At 62.8% G+C, this 16,678-nt stretch carries 15 protein-coding genes; 8 read left to right on the top strand and 7 right to left on the bottom strand.

What is annotated here, in order from left to right; genetic code table 11:
* Nucleotide 1 precedes the first annotated feature (1 nt).
* The 3 genes from pstA to JI75_RS04650 all read right to left on the bottom strand — a co-directional run bounded on the left by pstA (nt 2) and on the right by JI75_RS04650 (nt 2,655).
* Complete coding sequence (pstA, locus tag JI75_RS04660; RefSeq protein ID WP_039689146.1) at nt 2–859, bottom strand: phosphate ABC transporter permease PstA; 858 nt, start codon at nt 857–859, stop codon at nt 2–4.
* Nucleotides 859–1,725 carry a phosphate ABC transporter permease subunit PstC gene (pstC, locus tag JI75_RS04655; RefSeq protein ID WP_039689144.1) on the bottom strand — a complete coding sequence of 289 codons (867 nt, stop codon included), beginning with the start codon at nt 1,723–1,725 and terminating at the stop codon, nt 859–861. The genes pstA and pstC overlap by 1 nt, the downstream gene beginning before the upstream one ends.
* 93 nt (nt 1,726–1,818) lie before the next feature.
* Nucleotides 1,819–2,655 carry a phosphate ABC transporter substrate-binding protein gene (locus tag JI75_RS04650; protein WP_039689142.1) on the bottom strand — a complete coding sequence of 279 codons (837 nt, stop codon included), beginning with the start codon at nt 2,653–2,655 and terminating at the stop codon, nt 1,819–1,821.
* A 209-nt stretch (nt 2,656–2,864) separates the two neighbouring features.
* On the opposite strand from JI75_RS04650, the gene JI75_RS04645 reads away from it, so the two are divergent.
* Both JI75_RS04645 and JI75_RS04640 read left to right on the top strand, forming a co-directional pair.
* Complete coding sequence (locus tag JI75_RS04645; protein WP_039689140.1) at nt 2,865–3,203, top strand: GIY-YIG nuclease family protein; 339 nt, start codon at nt 2,865–2,867, stop codon at nt 3,201–3,203.
* A gap of 184 nt (nt 3,204–3,387) precedes the next feature.
* The gene (locus JI75_RS04640) at nt 3,388–4,062 is read left to right on the top strand and encodes an NAD(P)H-dependent oxidoreductase (protein WP_052241599.1); all 675 of its coding nucleotides are present in this window, start codon (nt 3,388–3,390) and stop codon (nt 4,060–4,062) included.
* Nucleotides 4,063–4,111: 49 nt separating this feature from the next.
* On the opposite strand, the gene JI75_RS04635 is transcribed toward JI75_RS04640, so the two are convergent.
* Complete coding sequence (locus tag JI75_RS04635) at nt 4,112–5,263, bottom strand: ABC transporter substrate-binding protein (protein ID WP_052241598.1); 1,152 nt, start codon at nt 5,261–5,263, stop codon at nt 4,112–4,114.
* 137 nt (nt 5,264–5,400) lie between these two features.
* On the opposite strand from JI75_RS04635, the gene JI75_RS04630 reads away from it, so the two are divergent.
* From JI75_RS04630 to JI75_RS04605, 6 genes are all read left to right on the top strand, one after another.
* A complete protein-coding gene (locus tag JI75_RS04630) occupies nt 5,401–5,943 on the top strand; it encodes an FmdE family protein (RefSeq protein ID WP_039689138.1) in 543 nt (180 codons plus the stop codon).
* Nucleotides 5,944–7,026 (top strand): FecCD family ABC transporter permease, encoded by a 1,083-nt coding sequence (locus JI75_RS04625; RefSeq protein ID WP_039689136.1) that lies wholly within the window; start codon nt 5,944–5,946, stop codon nt 7,024–7,026. It begins immediately after the preceding gene.
* Nucleotides 7,023–7,796, top strand: a complete 774-nt coding sequence (locus JI75_RS04620) for an ABC transporter ATP-binding protein (protein ID WP_039689134.1) — start codon at nt 7,023–7,025, stop codon at nt 7,794–7,796. The genes JI75_RS04625 and JI75_RS04620 overlap by 4 nt, the downstream gene beginning before the upstream one ends.
* Before the next feature lie 363 nt (nt 7,797–8,159).
* The gene (locus JI75_RS04615) at nt 8,160–10,709 is read left to right on the top strand and encodes a Cna B-type domain-containing protein (protein WP_039689132.1); all 2,550 of its coding nucleotides are present in this window, start codon (nt 8,160–8,162) and stop codon (nt 10,707–10,709) included.
* A 192-nt stretch (nt 10,710–10,901) separates the two neighbouring features.
* Entirely contained in the window at nt 10,902–12,581 is a 1,680-nt protein-coding gene (locus JI75_RS04610; RefSeq protein WP_039689129.1) for an FAD-dependent oxidoreductase, read from the top strand.
* 107 nt (nt 12,582–12,688) lie between these two features.
* Nucleotides 12,689–13,996 (top strand): hypothetical protein, encoded by a 1,308-nt coding sequence (locus tag JI75_RS04605; protein ID WP_039689127.1) that lies wholly within the window; start codon nt 12,689–12,691, stop codon nt 13,994–13,996.
* Nucleotides 13,997–14,082: 86 nt separating this feature from the next.
* Here the strand turns inward: JI75_RS04605 and JI75_RS04600 are convergent, their stop codons facing one another.
* The 3 genes from JI75_RS04600 to JI75_RS04590 form a co-directional block, all read right to left on the bottom strand.
* Nucleotides 14,083–14,487, bottom strand: a complete 405-nt coding sequence (locus JI75_RS04600; RefSeq protein ID WP_039689125.1) for a glycoside hydrolase family 43 C-terminal domain-containing protein — start codon at nt 14,485–14,487, stop codon at nt 14,083–14,085.
* Nucleotides 14,488–14,583: 96 nt separating this feature from the next.
* Nucleotides 14,584–15,855, bottom strand: coding sequence for an SPFH domain-containing protein (locus JI75_RS04595; RefSeq protein ID WP_039689122.1), 1,272 nt, complete (start codon nt 15,853–15,855; stop codon nt 14,584–14,586).
* A gap of 37 nt (nt 15,856–15,892) precedes the next feature.
* Entirely contained in the window at nt 15,893–16,627 is a 735-nt protein-coding gene (locus JI75_RS04590; RefSeq protein WP_039689120.1) for a DUF4428 domain-containing protein, read from the bottom strand.
* Nucleotides 16,628–16,678 lie beyond the last annotated feature (51 nt).

Here is a 16,678-nt window from a genome sequence, read left to right as displayed (position 1 = left end):
GTCAGTCCTCTTTCGTACCGAGTTTTCTTGCGCAAAGCGTTGCGGCTATGTTGAGCAGCAACGTGAGAATCAGAAGGATCGTCGCAAGCGAGAAGGCAACGGACAGCTCGCCCCGCTCCGTCGCGTAGACGTACAGTGCCACCGTCAGCGTCGCGCTGGACGACGAGAGGGCGGTCATGAAGCTGTTCAGTATCAGCCCGAACCCGGCGGTGTAGAGCAGCGCGGCGGATTCGCCCACGATCCTGCCGATGGCCAGGATGCACCCGGTCGCGATGCCGTCGATGGCGTTGGGCAGGACCACGGTGCGGATCATGTGCCACTTCCCGCTTCCCAGGGCAAGCGCCCCTTCGCGGTAGGCGTCGGGCACCGTTTTCAGGCTCTCCAGCGTGTTGCTGATGATGGTGGGCAAAACCATCACCACCAAGGTGAGGCCGCCAGCGAGGATGCCCGCCTGAAGCCCCATGATCTGGATGAAGAACAGCATGCCCACCAGGCCGAAGATGACCGAGGGGATGCCGGTCAGCGTCTCGACCGCGAAGCTGATGATGCGCACGATGCGCTTATCGGGCGCGTATTCGTTGAGGTACACCGCCGCGCACGTGCCGAACGGGATGACGATGACCATGGCCACCAACACGATGTAGAGCGTGTTGAGGATGTTGGGGAGGATCCCGATCGTGTCGTGCACGTAGCTGCTCTGCGTGGTGAGGAACTCGGCCGTGATCCCCGACACCCCGTTCGCGAAGATGTACCCGATGATCGCGGCCAGCACGATGCACACCGAGGCGCCGCTCAAACGGACGAGCAGCTTGAGCAGAAAGGATCTGATCCGTCGGGATCTGCGTATTCTCGCTTCCATTACTGGGCCTTCCTGCGGATCACGAGGTTCAAGACGATGTTGACCGCCACGATGAACGCGAACAGCACCAATCCGATGGAGAACAGCGCGTCGCGATGCAGGCTGCCGTAGGAGGCATACGACATCTCGCTGACGATCGCGGTGGTGAGGAAGCGAACCGGGTCGAAGAGCGCCGGCATGTTCGCGACGTTTCCCGCAACCATGATGATGGCCATAGCTTCCCCCAAAACGCGTCCCACGCCCTGGACCACCGCCGCCGCGATGCCGCTGCGGGCGGCATGGGCCGAAACCTTGAAATAGGTTTCCGTATCGGTTGCTCCCAGGGCGAAAGAGCCCTCTTCGTATTCCTTCGGCACCGCATCGAGGGCGGCGGTCGAGACGTTGACGATGTAGGGGAGGATCATGACGGCGAGCACCAGAATGGCTGCGAGCAGCGTCGCGCCCGACGAGAGCCCGAACGCGTTCTGGATGGCGGGGACTAACACGATCATTCCCACCAACCCGTAGACCACCGACGGGATGCCCGCGAGCAGCTCGACAGCCGACCTGATGACGCGGCTGATCCTGCGATCGGCGAACTTGGACAGGTAGAGGGCCGTCATGAGCCCGACGGGGAATCCGATCAGCAGCGCCCCGAGCGTCCCGTAAACGCTCGTGAGGATGAACGGGAGGATGCCGTAGCGCTCCTTCGCGGGGTTCCATGTTTGCCCGAAGAGGAATTCGGGGAGGCCGATCTGGGCGATCGCGGGGGTTCCCGATACGACGAGGTACACGGTGATGCCCAGGACGAAGAAGACCGACAGCAGCCCCGAGAACAGGAATATGCCGTGGAAGAGCGCTTCAATCGACTTGCTTTTCTTTTTCATCGCTTGGTTCTTTCGATCGACGGAACGGGGGCGCGCTCGCCGCGCGCCCCCGATGGCTGATGCGCACCCGTCGTTTCCCGACGGGTGCGGCGCCTATGCGAGGGGAACGGCCCCCGCCTTCCTGATGAGTTCGGCTGCCGCGGGGCTGATCGCGAAGTCCACGAAGGCCTGCGCCTCGGTCGACAGCTCGGATCTTTCGGGCACGATCAGGTTGAAGGGGCGCTGGATGGGATACGTCCCGTCGAGAACCGTCTTCTCGCTGCACGTCACGCCGTCGATGTTGAGGGAGTAGATTCCCTTCTGGCCTTCGACCGACGAGAGCGAGGCGTATCCGATGGCGTTGGGGGAGCTGGCGACCGCGGTCATGACCGCGCCGGTGGAGGTGAGCTCTTGCGCCAAGACGCACTGGTCGGAGGTCTTGGTGACGGATTCGAAGCCGTCGCGCGTCCCCGACCCGCTCTCGCGTCCGATGCAGGCGATCTCGAGGTCCTTGCCGCCTACTTCGGACCAGTTCCGGATCTTGCCGGTGAATATGTCGGTTACCTGCTGGAGGGTGAGGTTCTGCACGCCGCAGTCCTCGTTCACGACGACGGCGATCCCGTCGAGGGCGACGGTGATGGGCGTAAGCCCGGTCTCTTTGTCCTTGAGGGCGCGGGAGGACAGCCCGATGTCGCAGCTTCCCTGGGAAACCGATTCGATCCCCGTTCCGGAGCCGGTGGCATCGTAGGTTATCTTCACCGTGGGATTGTCGGCCATGAAGGCCTCCGAGAGGGATCCGATCACCTTTTCCATGGAGGTGGATCCGTTGGTCGAGATGGTTCCGGACAGATCCGAGGACGAATCAGACTTGCCGCAGCCCGCCAGGCTGAAGGCAAGCACGGCCGATGCCGTCAGGCCGATCAGCATCTTCGCTATTCCCGCGCGTTTCATTCGATTCCTTTCCGACGAGGTTCCCTTCGTGGCTTTTTCGCCATGGGTAGAATTGAACCGCGCGGATGAAAAGGAAGCGCAAAGCGAAGGTAAAAGCGATGTCATAAGTTTATTAGGGGAATGTAAAGGCCTGTCTTTCGTTGCAGTTCGATCCACTGGCCTCGCGTCGGTTACACTGTGCGGGGAAAGATCGGCAAAGGAGCGATGCGGTGGATAAGTCGAGGCGCAGCCAATTGAAGCGCGAGGCCCTTTCGTTCAAACCCCGTATGGGCGTGGTGAGGTTTCTCTGCAAGGAAACGGGCGAGCGCTTCCTGGTCGCCGCTCCAAACGTCGAGGCGCGCGTGAACCGGGTGCGCTTGCAGGTTGAGACGGGTACGATGCGCAATAAGCGCTTCGAAGAGCTGTGGAGGCGCTGCGGGGAAGAGGGCTTCGAGGTGTCGGTCGCAGAAGAGCTCGAATACGCCGACGGCGTCGAGGACTATACGGATGAGCTCGATATTCTGCTTCAGATCTGCCTTGAGCGCGACGGTGGGGCCCAGCGGCTTTAGGCTTCAAGAATCTGAGCCGCCTTTACGCGATCGGCGCGTCGGAGCCCGAGAGTGGAGCCTTCGTTACGAGGGGGATTCGGTTTTACGCTACGGTTGCGTCCAGACGGCACGCGCGCTAAGTTTCGAGGGAAGATGAGAGACGGCCGAAAAGGCGCCTCTGTCCACCGAATAGAAAGGGGTCGCTATGGCCGAATTCACCCACGAGGAGCTTCGGTCCCTCATTGACGAGACGTTCGCTACGCGCTTCACCTGCAAGCGCTACGATCCCGAGGGACGCATACCCGATGAGGATTTCGCTTTGCTCCTCGACGTGGCCCGTCGCAGTCCCAGCTCGTTTGGATTGGAGCCGTGGAGGTTCCTCGTCGTCGAAAACGAGGGGCTGCGGGAGGACCTGCTCGAAGTGGCCTGGGGGGCGAAGAAAAACGCCGATCGCACGGTGGTCATCCTGTCCCGCAAGGGCGCTTCCGCCGATTCGGATTTCGTCGAGCGGACGCTTCGCGAGGTGCAGGGCGCCGAAGGGGAGGCTCTTTCGCAGCGCCGCGACTTCCTGGCGGCGTTTCAGCGCAACGACCTTCCCATGGAAGGCGACGACGACCGGCTTTTGGAATGGGCGGCCCGCCAGGCCTACATCGTTTTGGGGAACATGCTGACCAGCGCGGCTCTGCTCGGCATCGACTCGACTCCCGTGGAGGGTTTCAGCGTCGCGAAGCTCACGGCGCTTCTCGCGGATCGGGGGTTGATCGACCCGGACGAGTACGTCCCCACGCTCATCGTGCAATTCGGCAGGAAGGACGCCTCGCATTTCGAGCCGGTCCAGCGTCGCCGCAAGGCGCAAGACGTCATCCAGGTGGTGAAATAGGGCAGGGGCGCGAAGGTCGCGAGAAGCGGCCTTCGCGCGTGCGGGAAGATCACAGCTTCGAGAGATCGACCTGCCTGAATTCGTAGCCCTTCTCGGCCAGATCGGCCGACAGGGGCGCGCCGAGGAAGAACCGGCTTATCTCGTCGAGCTTCTCGGACGGTTCCACGTCCGAGAACGCGTCGGGGTACACGGTTGCGCCCACTTGGTAGCAGTTCGCCAAAGCAAGCTCGACGTTGGTCGAGTAGAACCGGTAGGAGATGAGCGTGGCGACGCGTCCGTCGCGGACGGCGTCGAGCGCGTTGAAGTAGTCCGGGTTCGCCTTGTAGTCGTCGGCTACCAGCGCCAGGTTCCCGCTTTCCAGGAACACGTGGTCGGGGCGCGCCGCCGACACCGCTTCCAGGTCGATGGTGAAAGGACCCGAAGCGCCCGAACCGTCTGCGATGTTGGTCACGCCGCATGCTGCAAACGGCGGAAAGCCCGCTTCCGTCCCGTCGAAGCCGTGGCCGCCCCGGTACGATATGCCGCCGGCATAAGCGCTGATGCTCCCATACGATTCAGACCGCGCCGAACGGTCGGCGAGGTCCTGTTCAGCGGCTTTGAGGTACGACACGATCTCGTCGGCGCGCGATTCTTTGCCGAGGACCTTCCCGAGGAAGGCGATGTTGTCGTAGTATCCCGGTCCGAATATCGCTTCGGGTTGGTCGATGCACACTACGGGTATCCCGGTCTTTTCCTGAAGGGCGTCGGCCTCGTCGGCTTTCAGGCCGCCTGCGATGACGACCTGGGGTGCGACCGTCACGATAGCCTCCGCATCGGGGGAGACGCCCTTGGATCCGCCTTCGCCGATGATGGGGAGTTTGGCGAAGGTCTCGTGGTTCACGTGGCGGTACGCGCAGCTCACCATGTCGTCGTGCTCGGCTTTCTCGACGCCGACGACTTTGTCTACGGCTTGGAGATAGCAGATGGGGCGCAAAGAGCAGCCCACGCCGACCACGCGCTCGATGTTTTCAGGTATCTCGACCGACCGTCCCTGCCTATCGACGACCGTGACTGCGGCCTGGGTCAAGTTGCCGTCGGATTGGCTTTGGGGCGGTGTGCAGCCGACAAGGCCGCCCCCTGCAAGCGCCATCGCCGCAAGCGCGGCGAATGCGATCTTCGCGATCCGCCCGACGACATGCGGATTCACCGAACGAAATCCCATGATCCCTCCGTTTCCCGTCGATTTCCCTCCGTCTAGTATTACGAATGGTAGATTCGTAATAACATTGCCGCTATAGTATACAGACGAGCCTCGTGTGAGGAAATGAAAAATCGTATTATTCGATGGAAGGACGGGCTATGCTCTCAGCTGATCTTTGGGAAAAGGCCGCGCGGTTCCACGGACACAAATGCCCGGGCCTCGCGATGGGATTCAAGGCGTGCGAGGGGGCCATCGCGCAGCTGGGGCTGTCCGAGGGCGATGCCTCGGTTGACGAAGAGCTGGTCTGCGTGGTGGAGAACGACGCGTGCGGGGTCGATGCGGTGCAAGCCCTGCTCGGGTGCACGTACGGCAAGGGCAACCTCATCTCGCGCTTGCGCGGGAAGATGGCCTTCTCGTTCTTCTCCCGCGAGAGCGGTCGGAGCGTGCGGCTGTGCCTGAAACCCGGCTGCGGCGAGGGGCTGGATCGCGCTGCGTTCCAGGATTACCTGGTCTCGACGCCGTACGAGCAGCTGTTCGACATCGGGACCCCGTCCTACGGACTTCCCGAAAGCGCGAGGATCTTCAGATCGCAGCGCTGCTCTGTTTGCGGCGAGAAAACGGCGGAGTACGCCCTGCGCCTGCAGGACGGAAAGCCGGTGTGCCTCGACTGCTACGATCCGTACGAGCGCGAGGGCTTCTAGGTGGCGGCTGCCCGCCTGCAAGCGGAGGGAGAGCTTGGTTGCGCAGAGCGCCTCGGGGCGGCGGCAAGGCGCTCCGAGCGCAGATGCACGGCATCGATCGCCGCGATAACGATCGGCATGGTGCTCGCGGCCATGTTCAGCCTCTCGTTCGGCGCCTCCCATATCGATCTGCCCACAAGCGCCGCGGCTCTGTTCGGCATCGGGAGCGCCCAGGATGTGGCCTCGGTGCGCTCCATCAGGCTGCCGCGGGTGGCGTGCGCGATCGTCTCGGGTGCGGGGCTCGCCTTGGCCGGAGCCGCGCTGCAAAGCGTGCTGGAAAACCCGCTGGCGTCCTCTTCGACGGTGGGCATATCGCAGGGCGCCGCCTTCGGGGCCACCTTCGCCATCCTTGTCGCGCTGCCCGCATTCGCCGGGTCGGGAGCGAGCGTGGGGATGGGGGCGACGGCGTTGTTCGCGTTCGCCGGAGCGATGGCGTCGAGCCTGGTGGTGCTCTTGTTCTCGCGCTTCGGGTCGATGCGGCCCGAGAGCATCGTGCTGGTGGGCGTCGCGCTGTCGGCCCTCTGGGCGGGCGCGTCGACCATCATCCAGTACTTCGCGAACGACGTCGAGCTCACGAAGGTCCTGTTCTGGCAATTCGGCGACCTGGGACGGGCGACGTGGTCGCAGATCGGGTTCATGGCACTGGTGGGGGCGGGTTGCAGCGCGTACTTCTTCGCGAACCGATGGAGCTACAATGCGCTGCAAAACGGGGCGCATGCGGCTGCGGGCCTCGGCGTCGACGTGGGCAAAACGCGTGCGGCGGGGGTTGCCGTGGCATCGCTTATGGCGGCGTCCATGGTTTCGTTCGTGGGCCTCATCAACTTCATCGGCCTTATCGCTCCCCATATCGCACGGCGGATGGTGGGCAACGACTACCGCTTCTTGCTGCCCGCGTCTTTGGTTTTGGGGTCGACCATAATGCTTCTGTCCGATCTGGCGGCCCGGATGGTTCTTTCCCCCGTCATCCTTCCCATCGGGGCCATCACGTCGTTTTTGGGCGCCCCGCTTTTCCTGTACCTGCTGTATCGGGGGTACCGCCGATGATCGAGGGAGTTTTGCAGGCGGCGGGGTTGGCGTATGCGTATCGCGGGGCCTCCCGCAGCGTGTTCGACGGCCTGAATGCAAGCGCCGAGGCGGGATCGATGCTGGCGATACTGGGGAACAACGGGGCGGGCAAGTCGACGCTGCTGGACCTTCTCGCGGGCATCGCGAGGCCCGCGAAGGGGAAGGTGTCTGTTTCAGGCGAGGATCTGGCCGCCATGAGAAGGCGCGCCGTCGCGAAGCGGATAGCGTATGTGACGCAGCAGCAGGCGATACCCCATCTGAGGGTGTACGACGAGGTCCTCCTCGGTCGAAAGCCCCACATTGGATGGAGCCTCGCCGACAAGGACCGCTCTGTTGTCGCGGACTGCCTGGTTGCACTGGGCCTCGAGGGTTTCGCGGATCGGTTCTGCGACGAGCTTTCGGGAGGGGAGCGCCAAAAGGTGCTCATCGCCCGGGCGTTGGCCCAAGAGCCCCGGGTGCTGATACTGGACGAGCCCACGAGCGCTCTCGATCCGAGAAACCAGCTTGAGGTCATGGCGGCCATCCGCTCGATCACCCTCCGCGAGAATCTGGCGACGGTGCTGGTGCTGCACGACATCAACCTCGCCCTGCGGTTCTGCGACCGGTTCATGCTGGTGCGGGACGGGCGCGTGGTCGCGCGGGGAGGAAGGGACGTCGTCACCGACGAGGCCGTCTCCGAGACATACGGCACGCGGTTTCGGATCGTCGAGGTTGAGGGCGCGAGCATAGCCGTGCCCTGCATCGCTTGATCCGCCCGCCGTTGGCGTTTCCGGCCAGAGTTCAGGCGCGCTTCGAGGTCGGCCTGGGGATTCTGCCCATCGGCTGGTTTCGATCCCTCGGCGGTCCCTCGGTTTTCGAATCGTTTCGGTTCGAGCGGGGACACCATAACGAGCGGTAAACAAGTTCTTCCTGCGCCGATTTTGCGCGCAATACCTTCTTATGAGTGTTGCCATCGGCTTTGCTTTTGTGTTTAATCTCCCATGAAATAACTCAGATATTTTCGCGGTCGCGCCCTTCCGCGCGGCCGTGTAGAGGCTGGCCCGATCGCCCAAGCCGCCCGACCTGTTCGGACGCTGGGCAAAACACGATAACGGGCCCGGTAAGGAGATTAAATGAAAAGGATATACGCATGCCTGGTGAGCGTCGCCCTCGTTGTGGGCCTTTGCGCTCTGGGCGCGCCCAAGGCGCTCGCCGCCGGCGAGGCGAGGGCCGGGTCGGACGCCTCGGCCTACTTCCACCCCACGATCACGACCGAGGGCGACTCGGTGGCAAACGGCCAGTACGTCGCCTTCAAGGTGAGCTACACCATCGACCACGGCAGGATCAGCGCCGGCGACTACATCACGGTGAAGGTTCCCGATGCGTTGAAAAACGTGTCGCTCGCGGTGAGCTCGCAGGTGTTCGCCCAGAAGATCGATCTGGGAAACGGCAGCTACAAGCTGGTGTTCAACGAGAACGCCGCGAACGCGATTTCCGGTTCGTTCTCGATTTCGGCGTTCGGCAGCAACGCCTCGGACACTTCGAAGCAGGCGACGGTCAGCGTCGGCAGCGCGTCGAAGACCATCACCGTCGGAGCCGGAACCCATGGCAGCGGAGTCGGGCCCGAGACGCGCGGCATCATCAAATGGGGCTACAGCGGTGACGGATACACCCAGGATACGGCCCTCACCGGCGTGTACGACCAGGATAGAGACGTTTCCGTTACGTACGCCATCGACGTCGATCCGCGCATGTCGGTGATGCTGGGCGCTCGGGTTACCGACACGCTTCCCGCCGACATGACGCTTAACCCCTCGTCGATCAGGATCGTCACGGAATACGCCAACAAGCAGACCGGCCCCGAGCTTCCGGCCGACGAGGTGGCGCAGATCGCCAAGGTGTCGGGCCGCACGATGACCTTCGATTTCGCCGATCGGCTGGACGGAACGAAGTACTACCGCATCTACTACACGGTCACCGTCGCCAAGGGCACGATGTCGAAGATGGCGAACAGCGCCACCATCAGCTATACCGGCTACAACGGCCTCGACACCGAAACCTCGACGTTCACTATCAAGGCCAAGTCGGGCTACAGCAGCTCCATCGGATACAAGAGCGTGGACAAGACCGAGATCGGTGACGATCCGGCCGACCAGACCGTCACCTACACCATCGACTTCGAGAACGACCAGGAGTTCTCCGCAGGAGAGATCAACCTGGTCGACAAGCTCGACGAGCGCGTCACCTACGTTGATTCCTACGGATCGGACTACTTCTCGCTCGTATACGATCGGACCTCCCATTCGGTGAAGATCTCCAACACGAAGCCCATCCCCGCCAGCTCCAAGCAGTCCGTCACCATCGTGACCGATTTCTCCCGCGTGCCCGCCGGCACCACCATCGAGAACACCGTGGGCGGCAACACCACCAAGACCAAGAAGGTGTCGGGATCGCTTGCGTTCACGGCGAGCAAGACCGTCGACGGAAAGCAGCCCGCGAACGCGGAGTTCTCCTTCGAGCTCCTCGACTCGTCGGCGCAGGTGCTCCAGGTGAAGAAGAACTCCGCTGACGGCACCGTCTCGTTCGATCCCATCTCCTTCGGAAAGCGGGATGTGGGCAAGACCTACGTCTACACGGTAAGGGAGGCGCGCGATCAGAGCGCGAGCGGATACGTGCTCGACGAGTCCGTGTACACGGTGCGCGTCACGCCTATCGATGCGGACGGGGACGGGACGCTCGAATGCGTGCCCGAAATCACGAAGGGCGGCGCCCCGGTTGCGGCCATGACGTTCGACAACAAGCTGAAGACCGTCGATGTGGCGGGGTCCAAGACCTGGAACGACGACGGGAACCGCGACGGGAAGCGTCCGTCTGCCATCACCGTGAGGCTGCTTGCAGACGGGATCGAGGCCGATCGGAAAACGGTCACCGAGGCCGATGGTTGGGCTTGGAGTTTCGCCGGCCTGGCGAAATACGACCGAACGGACGGCCATGAGATCGATTATCGGATCGCCGAGGACGCGGTGGAGGGCTACGCTTCTGTCGTTCGCGGGTTCGATCTGGAGAACTCCCACGCTCCCGACAAGACGTCCGTCACCGTGACCAAGGCGTGGCTCGACGGCAACGACAAGGACAGGCTGCGTCCCGGTTCGGTGAAGGTGCAGCTCTACGCCGACGGCGCGGCTCATGGGAGCCCTGTCGTTCTCGATGAGGCGGGATCGTGGTCGCATACCTGGAACGACCTGTTCGCGAACAAGGACGGTCGCGCGATCGAATACACCGTGAGAGAGATCGACGTCGCGAAAGGCTACGAAGCCTCCGTGACGGGCGATGCGCAAAGCGGCTTCATCATAACCAATCGCCATGATCCCGTCGAAGAGCCGCCCGCGCCGAGCGAGCCGGAGGACCCGAAGCCCGTCGATCCGCCTGCGCCCGAGAAACCGCAGGATCCGAAACCCGTCGATCCGCCCGCACCGAGCGAGCCGCGGGACCCGGAACCCGACGAGCCGTCTGCCCCTTCGGACAACGGCAGCCCGACTGCGAGAAAGGCGCCCTCGGTCCTCCCGGTGACGGGTGACGCGGCCGCGCCGTTCGCGCTCGCGGGAGGTGCGGTCGTCGGCCTGGCGGCTGCGGCTGCGGCGCTTTTCCTTCGAAGGAGGCCTTCCGAACGTTTCGGAGCGTGAGCTTTCTGATTCGGGCCTATCGATTTTCGATACCTAGGGAAAAGACGGCGCTTTCGACCGCCTGATCTGATCCAACGCAGCGCGCTAACTATTCGTTTTCGCTATCTTTACGCCTTTGATCTGCGGGGTTACATTCCAGCCGTTATCGGTTGAACTTCGGTTCGGTTGATCGGTTCGGGAAGGGGTAGCGTTATGGGAAGGCATGATCTGAGTCGCCGAGACATCTTCAAACTGGGCGGCGCCATCGGTTTTACGACGGTTGCCGGCGCGGCGCTCGCCGGGTGCGGAGCGGCACCGAAAAAGGCCGGATCGAAAGGCGGCGGCTCGGCCGGCGCATTCGACCCGGCTTCGATCGAGTGGGACCACGAGGCCGACGTCGTCGTCGTGGGCAGCGGGACGGGCTCGTACACCGCTTTGCGGTGCGCCCACGACGGACATGACGTCATCGTGTTGGAGAAGGCCGCGCAGACCGGGGGTTCGACCATCTACTCCTCGAGCGTCGTGTGGGCTCCCTGCAACGATCTGGAGATAGCCGAGGGCATAGAGGACAGCAGGGAGGAGGCCCTTGCCTACATCCAGGCGCTTTCGGGGGACACGTTTCTTCCCGACGAAGCGGAGGCGTTTTTGGACAACGTGAACGCCGCCGTGCGCAACGTCACCGATTTGGCGGGGGTTGAATGGGCGATTTGGCCTTCCGGCATCGACTACAGCGTCTTTCTTCCCGGGGGAAAGACGCGCGGGCGGGCCATCCTTCCCAAAGTCGGCGAGGGCGAGACGAGCGTCGGCAAATTGAACGGGCCGGTCATCGCGGCCGCGACGAAGCTGGGCGCCAAGTTCATGACCGAGACCCCGGCCCGCTCGTTCATCAGCAGGACGCTCGACGACGGTTCCATCGAGGTGCTGGGCGTGGTTGCGCAGTCGGGTCGGAAAACCGTCAACATCAGGGCGAAGAAAGCCGTCGTGCTGGCCTCGGGGGGCTTCGATTGGAACATGGGCATGATGGAGAACTACCTCAGGACCCCCGCTCGATACAGTTGGGGCGTTGCGAGCAACGAGGGCGACGGGCAGAAGATGGCCATGAAGCTGGGTGCCGACCTGAGGCTTATGGCCGAGGCGTTTCTGTCGCCCGGTTACAAAAAGGACTTCGAGGAGGCCCGCGAAGACGGCAGGTCCCAGCTGTCGAACATCATCAGGGACGACGCAAAGCGTGGCATCATCTTCGTCAACAAGCACGGAAAGCGCTTCACCAACGAATGCGCGACGTACGACTGCGTCGGGAGGAGCTTCGGCGGGTTCGAGAACAACGGAGAGCATCGCGGCTGGGCCAATCTTCCGGCATGGGCGATCGTCGATCAGGCTGGGGCGGATGCGCATGCCTTCAACGGCGGCGAGAAGGGCAAGCCGGGGCCGAGCTACACGCGGTTCGATACGCTCGAAGAGCTGGCGCGCGCGTGCGGGATCGACGAAAGGGGGCTTTTAGCCCAGATAAGCCGCTTCAACGAATACGCGGAGAAAGGGGAGGACCCCGATTTCGGCCGCGGGCAGGACTATTACGGGCAGCATTCGACGTATTCGAGCCCGGGCTTCGAAGGCCCGTTCAGAACCTTGCAGCCGATCAGCACCGCACCGTACTATGCAGCCGAGATCGTGCCGGTGGTGCTCGGCACTATGGGAGGCATCAAGACCAACTCGCACGCGCAGACCGTCGATATGGACGGAAACGTGATCGGCAGGCTCTACGCGCAGGGAAACGTGAGCGGGATAGGGGCAGGCGGGGCGTGCTACACCGGGGGAGGCGGAACCCTCGGCCCGGGTATCGCCTATGGCGAGATAGCCGCCAACGAGATCAAGGGCCTGTCCGATTGGGCGTGACGTACCGTCGCACCGCTTAGCCGGACGCTTGCCGGGCGGGTCTTCGGGGTACGCGAACGGGTAGAATCAGCGTATCTCGAAGGTCCGCCGCATGTGAGGGGAAGACGATGGGAAACGATCTAGGTATACTGCGCGCCCCGGAGTTCCTCGCGCTTCTGAGGAGGGCGTGGGCCGAACCTGTGCGCAAAAGCGACGTAACGCCCGACTTCGTTCCCAACGGGTATTCCCCCGACGAGGTATGGGCCGCCCTGACCGAAGTGCGCTACGCCCAGTCGTACCGCAGCCCGAAGAGCCTCGATACCGTCAAAGGCGCGTCGCGCAACTGGCATAACGTCACCGAAAGGCAGTACCGTACGCTCAGAGAGCTCGAACGGTTGACGTGCACGGGTTCCGAGCTCGACGACCTCATATCCGCGTGGGCCGACGGCTCGTTCATCACGCAGCCCTACGTCGAGGAGATCGCGACCAATCTGGCCTACGATGGCTACGAGGCCTCCTACGAGGATGTGCGCGCGGTGCTGATGAGCGAGCGCGACGCTGCGACCGACGCCGAGGACATCGCCTTGAACTTCCATAGAATCATGGGCGACCTTCCGCGCATCTCGAAGGGCGCGGCGTTCGACGAACCGACGCTTCGAGCGATGTACGGGTACCTCGTGCAGGATTCGCACGGCGGCCCATCGGCTGCCGATGCGCCCAGGATCCCCCGCTCGCCGCTTGAACGGCACTATGTCCATGATGCGGACGAATTCGGCTGCGACCAGCCTTCCTTGGCAGACGTCGTGGAGCTGACGCGCACGCCTCGCTGCGAGCCCAGACGGCATCCCATCATGCTCTCCATGTTGGTGAACTGCCAGTTTTGGCGCACCTCGGTGCTTCCTCGCTGCAACAACCTCATGGGCTGCATCGCCAGCCGGTTCTTCCTCGTTCTCGAGGGCTACCCCGTGTTTCGCTACGTTCCCAAGATAAACATCCTGGACAAATGGCGTTATGGGCTGTACGGGGACGAAGCGTGCGGTTTCGAGGAGGCGATCGCATGCATCGACGGCATGATGGACTGGACGCTGTACTACGATGCGTTCATGACGTTGATGCTGAAAGAGATACGCTTGATGCGGGAATCCCTGGCGAAACGCGCCGCCAGCGACCGAAAGGCCATCGAGGGCATCCGGTTCGTCCCCCATCTGTCGTATCGCCAAAGAGAGGTGCTGCGGCAGGCCGTGCTTGCTCCCGAGAGGCGCTTCTTCATCGCTCAACAGCAGAAACGCTACCAGGTTGCCTATTCGACCGCGCGCAAGGACCTCGAATGCCTGGCCGATGCCGGCTACCTCACCCGCATCGTGGAGGGCCAGGCGTATTCGTACAGGGCGGCGCGGGGCCTGGTGGTCGCGCTTTCCAGGCTCCCTTCGCAATGACGGCTCTGCACCCGCGCATGCTGCCGGTCGCAGCTTGACGACAAGCTCTTGGCTGCGACCGGCACTCCGCGCTTTAACAAGCGCTGTTACTTGGTTTTGGAGAAGACCAGGGCGGCTCCTTCGGCCTTCATGGACACCTTGCCGTCTTCGAAGGTGATGACGTCGGCCACCGTTTCCCCGTCCGCTTTGAGCTCGAGGTCGGCTTCTGTGGCGCTCTTGACCTTCCAGGTTCCTGCGAACTCGTCGCCGAAGAACACAAGCGTCGCCGTTCCGTCGTCTTTCAGGCTGAGCTCGACGCTGATGCCCATGCTTTTGAGCGTGTCGATGTCGCCCGAAGCGATGCTGTCGTCCCCGGTGATGTCGACGAGCTCCCATTCCCCGGTGAAGTTCGCCTTCCCCTTTTCGATGTCGGCGTTGTTTCCGCCCGAGCAGCCGGTCAATGCGAGGCAGAATGCCGATGCCAGCGCCAATGCGACGATCAGTTTCTTCATAACGATCCCTCTCTTTCCCTGTCTTTCCTTGTTTTAGCGCCCGTTTCCCTTGCGATCCCTTCGTCGCGAGGTATCTTGCGTATGGCCCCGCGGTCGTTACGGGCGCTGGTTACCGCAGTTCTGGCAGAACCTTCCCTCGTTTCTCGCTCCGCATCGGCAGGTCCATTCGCCGGATCGGGGTTCGGGTCGGTGCGCGCCGCATTGCTGGCAGAAGTTGGCTGCGCTTTGAGCGCCGCATTGCGGACAGGTCCAACTTCCCTGTGGCTCGGGTTGCGCCATCTGGGACCGCCCGAGCTCGCCCGCTGCTGCGAACCCTCCGCCCGCAGCGGTCTGATACTGCGACGGGGGAGCGCCTTGGCCAGCCTGTCCTGCGTTGAACAGGCTTTGGGCGTTCATGCCTCCCATGGCGTTTGCCATACCGAAGCCCATGAACCCGGTCATGGCTCCGCCCTCGTTCGATGCGGCAGCGCGCATGGCGTCGGACTGAGCCGCTGCAATGTTGGCCGCGGCCATAGCGGGATCGCGCATAACGGCTGCCTTCTGCAGCTCCTTGATCATCGCCTCGTCTTCGGCGGAAGCCGCTATGGTGTTCACGCCGAACGCGGCCACTTCGATGCCGCGCAGCTCCCTCCAGTCCTTCGACAGCTCCTCGTTCAGGATGTCGGCCAGTTCGGATGCATGCGCCGGAATGGCGCTGTAGCGGACCCCCATGGCCGATATGCGAGCGAAGGCCGGCTGAAGCGCTGTGAGCAGCTCGCTTTTCAGCTGGCTGTCGATCACGGAACGCTCGTAGGCGCCTTCCACATTTCCGCAGACGTTCTTGTAGAACAGCACCGGATCGGTGATGCGGTACGAGTACTCTCCGTTGCAGCGAACGGCGATGTCGATATCGAGGCCGATATTCGTATCGACGACGCGGAACGGGACGGGGTTGGCGGTGCCGTATTTGTTCCCGATGATCTCTTTGGTGTTGAAGAAGTACACGCGCTGGTCTTTGCCGGGATCCCCGCCGAACGCGAAGCGCTTGCCCACCTGTTCGAAGGACTTCAGGACGCCTTCTCCCAGGTCTCCGGAAAAAACGCTGGGCTCGGTCGAGGTTTCGTAGACGAATTCGCCCGGCTCGGCGCACACCTCCACCACCGCACCCGATTCCACGATGATCATGCACTGACCCTCGTTCACCGCTATGACGGAGCCGTCCGAAATGATGTTATCGTCTCCCTTTGTGTTGGATCCCCGCTTGGAGCTCCTTTTCACGCCGCGCGCGGCCAGCGTGTCCGCTCCGAGGGAGTCGCAGTAGAAGAACTCGCGCCACTGGTCGGCCAGAACACCGCCGAGCGCCCCGACGCCTGCTTTGAGCAGTCCCATATCGCCCTCCTTTCCCCTGGTTTCGGATCAGGTCCGCTTACATGCCCATGGCGCCGCCGCAGTACTCGCAGCGCCCGCTCTCATCGGGCGTGGTGGTCGCCCCGCAAAACGGGCAGGTGCGTGCCGCTTTGGGAGCCGCTGCCGCAGAGGCTTCGTCGCGTACGGATTGGCGCATGCTGGCGAGCTCGCTTTTGATCTCTGCCGCACGGCGCTCTGCTTCCTGGAATTCGACCGAGAACCGCTCTTCGATCGTGTGGTCGTTCGTCATGAACCTGATCTGCTCGAACCAGGGCGAGTTGATGTGGATGGTCACCCATACCTGGTAGTCCACGTCGTAGCGCGGGGGATCGTAGCTTCTGCGGTTCCCCTCGTCGTCTTTCCAGAAAAGCTCCTGGCGCTGCTCTTTGGTTTCCACTTCGCAGCCCGTGGCCTGCGCGTAGGTCATGACGTCGGGATTCGCGTCGCGCCAGTTTTTCTGGGAGGTCACGATGAATTTGCGCGCGTCTTCGTCGAATATGACGCGGGTCGCTTCGCCGACGGTCTTCGTGGGGTTGAACGCCTCGACCGCCTTCTTATTTTCCTCGCGATATGCGAGCTGCTCCCTGATCTGGTCCAAGGTGCTTGAGCGTCGTTCGCTGAAGAAGGGGGAGAGCTTGCTTGCGCACTCCTTGCACAGATACCCGTCTTCCAGCTTCCTCTTTCCGAGCAGCCCCAGCTCGTTGCCACAGACACCGCAGTTCTTCTTCTCGAGCAGGTTTCCGAACAGCCCCATGGGTATCTCCTTTCCGTCTTCGAGCCTCGGGAAGGATTTTCGGTTACGGAA

Source organism: Berryella intestinalis (assembly GCF_000814825.1).
GTDB classification, from domain to species: domain Bacteria; phylum Actinomycetota; class Coriobacteriia; order Coriobacteriales; family Eggerthellaceae; genus Berryella; species Berryella intestinalis.
This window is presented reverse-complemented; position numbering and strand designations above follow the sequence as displayed.

Excerpts from the sequence above, each read along its gene's own strand:
- pstA (WP_039689146.1), bottom strand. The coding sequence starts at position 859 with ATGGAAGCGAGAATACGCAGATCCCGACGGATCAGATCCTTTCTGCTC.
- pstC (WP_039689144.1), bottom strand. The coding sequence starts at position 1,725 with ATGAAAAAGAAAAGCAAGTCGATTGAAGCGCTCTTCCACGGCATATTC.
- JI75_RS04650 (WP_039689142.1), bottom strand. The coding sequence starts at position 2,655 with ATGAAACGCGCGGGAATAGCGAAGATGCTGATCGGCCTGACGGCATCG.
- JI75_RS04640 (WP_052241599.1), top strand. The coding sequence starts at position 3,388 with ATGGCCGAATTCACCCACGAGGAGCTTCGGTCCCTCATTGACGAGACG.
- JI75_RS04635 (WP_052241598.1), bottom strand. The coding sequence starts at position 5,263 with ATGGGATTTCGTTCGGTGAATCCGCATGTCGTCGGGCGGATCGCGAAG.
- JI75_RS04630 (WP_039689138.1), top strand. The coding sequence starts at position 5,401 with ATGCTCTCAGCTGATCTTTGGGAAAAGGCCGCGCGGTTCCACGGACAC.
- JI75_RS04620 (WP_039689134.1), top strand. The coding sequence starts at position 7,023 with ATGATCGAGGGAGTTTTGCAGGCGGCGGGGTTGGCGTATGCGTATCGC.
- JI75_RS04615 (WP_039689132.1), top strand. The coding sequence starts at position 8,160 with ATGAAAAGGATATACGCATGCCTGGTGAGCGTCGCCCTCGTTGTGGGC.
- JI75_RS04610 (WP_039689129.1), top strand. The coding sequence starts at position 10,902 with ATGGGAAGGCATGATCTGAGTCGCCGAGACATCTTCAAACTGGGCGGC.
- JI75_RS04605 (WP_039689127.1), top strand. The coding sequence starts at position 12,689 with ATGGGAAACGATCTAGGTATACTGCGCGCCCCGGAGTTCCTCGCGCTT.
- JI75_RS04600 (WP_039689125.1), bottom strand. The coding sequence starts at position 14,487 with ATGAAGAAACTGATCGTCGCATTGGCGCTGGCATCGGCATTCTGCCTC.
- JI75_RS04595 (WP_039689122.1), bottom strand. The coding sequence starts at position 15,855 with ATGGGACTGCTCAAAGCAGGCGTCGGGGCGCTCGGCGGTGTTCTGGCC.
- JI75_RS04590 (WP_039689120.1), bottom strand. The coding sequence starts at position 16,627 with ATGGGGCTGTTCGGAAACCTGCTCGAGAAGAAGAACTGCGGTGTCTGT.